The following is a 1,862-nucleotide window of genomic DNA, read 5'->3' on the forward strand; positions in this document are numbered from 1 at the left end:
CGCCGGAGGTGAGGAGCGCGTCGGCGCCGCGGGCGGCGGCGAGCGCGGCGGCCAGGCTCGCGGCCTCGTCGCGGGCGGGGCGCAGCAGGATGGGCTCGCCCCCCGCCTCGCGCACCGCCGCGGCGAGCGCGAGGCCGTTCGAGTCCACCAGCTCGCCGGGCCCGGGGACGCTGCCCGGCGGGACGAGCTCGTCGCCGGTGGGCAGGATCGCGACCCTCGGGCGCCGGCGCACCACCAGCTCGGCGCGGCCGATCCCGGCCGCGAGCCCCACCGCGCCGGGGTCCACCACCGTCCCGGCGGCGATCGCCACCGCGCCGGCCGCGAGGTCCGAGCCGCGCGCGCGCACGAAGCGCCCCGGCTCCGCCGCGCGGCGGAACACCGCGGCCTTGCCGGCGCGGCGCACCTCCTCCTGCATCTCCACGGCGTCGGCGCCCTCCGGCAGCGGCGCGCCGGTGAAGATCCGGCAGCAGCTCCCCGGCGGCAGCGCCGCGGCGGCGGGCCGGCCGGCGTACACCTCGAACGCGATCGGCAGGCGGGCGCCGGCGCGGCGCGCGTCGGCGGCGCGGAGCGCGTAGCCGTCCATGGTGGAGGCGGCGAACGCGGGGAGGTCGCGGTCGGGGACGAGGTCCTCCGCCAGCGCCCGGCCCACCGCGTCGGCGAGCGGCACGCGCTCGCCGGGCAGCGGCGCGAGCGGGGAGAGGGCGGCCAGGATGCGCGCCCGGGCGGTCTCTGGGGTGAGCACGGACCGTTTATACACCCGGCCGGCGAGGCGCCCGCGCGGGCGGGCGGGGCGGTGGGCGCGCTCCCCCGCCTTCCGCCCCTGGCCTCGGGGCATCGCGTGTAGACTCGCGCCATGCGCTGTCCCAACTGTGGAGACGAGGCCGGGCCCGACGCCGCCTGCCGCGCGTGCGGCGCGGTGCTGCGCGCCGGCGCGGCCGCCCCCGCGGCCGGGGACGTGCTCGCCACCACCTCCGCCGCGAGCACGCTCCGCTACCAGCTCGTGGGCGGGAACGCGTTCGCGTGCGCGCGCGTCGAGCTCGCCGCCGGCCAGTCGATCCTGGCCGAGGCGGGCGCGATGGTCTCGATGAGCGGCAACGTGGACCTGCAGTCGCGGATGCAGGGCGGGGTGATGGGCGCGCTCCGCCGGATGGTCACCCGCGAGTCGGTCTTCGTCTCGACGTTCACGGCGATGGGCGGGCCGGCCGAGGTGCTGCTCGCCCCGCCGGTGCCGGGCGACGTGATCGGGCTGGAGCTGGAGGGGCGCACGCTGCTGGTGCAGTCCTCCTCCTGGCTCGCCTCGGACCCGGAGACCCGCATCGACACCGAGTTCGCCGGCTTCCGCGGCCTGTTCGCCGGCGAGGGGCTGTTCTTCATCCGCCTCTCCGGCCGCGGCACCGCGCTGCTCTCGTCCTACGGCGCCATCGTGCGCCGGCCGATCCCGGCGGGCGGGCGCTACGTGGTGGACACCGGCCACGTGGTCGCGTTCGACGCGGCCATGCCGTACCAGGTGCGCAAGGCCAGCCGCCGCGGGTGGCTCCGCTCGATCGTGTCGGGCGAGGCGCTGGTGGCCGAGTTCGCCGGGCCCGGCGAGGTGTGGCTGCAGACGCGCAACCTCCAGGCGCTCGCGGGCGCGCTGTTCCCGCTGTTCCCCACGCAGCACCAGGGCGGCTCCGATCTCGGCCGCCTGTTCGGAGACTAGGATGCAGCGCGACCTGCAGGAGCGCCGCCGGGCGGCGCTGATGGACGAGCTCCGCAAGGCCGAGGGCAAGGCGCTCTCGGTGCGCGAGGTGATGCAGCGGGGGAACATCCACGCCGGCCAGCGGCACCGAGGTCAAGCGCATGCTGCGCGACCTCGCGCGCGA

At 78.2% G+C, this 1,862-nt stretch carries 2 protein-coding genes; one reads left to right on the forward strand and one right to left on the reverse strand.

Translation table 11 applies throughout. The features are described from left to right. Positions 1-742 (reverse strand): molybdopterin molybdotransferase MoeA (locus tag PSR1_RS23145; RefSeq protein ID WP_237758220.1); only part of this gene is annotated, 742 nt, incomplete at its 3' end. A gap of 111 nt (positions 743-853) precedes the next feature. Here PSR1_RS23145 and PSR1_RS23150 point away from each other — a divergent pair. After that, entirely contained in the window at positions 854-1,699 is an 846-nt protein-coding gene (locus PSR1_RS23150) for a TIGR00266 family protein (RefSeq protein ID WP_237758221.1), read from the forward strand. Positions 1,700-1,862 lie beyond the last annotated feature (163 nt).

The sequence above is a fragment of the Anaeromyxobacter sp. PSR-1 genome (assembly GCF_000964525.1).
Taxonomy (GTDB): domain Bacteria; phylum Myxococcota; class Myxococcia; order Myxococcales; family Anaeromyxobacteraceae; genus Anaeromyxobacter.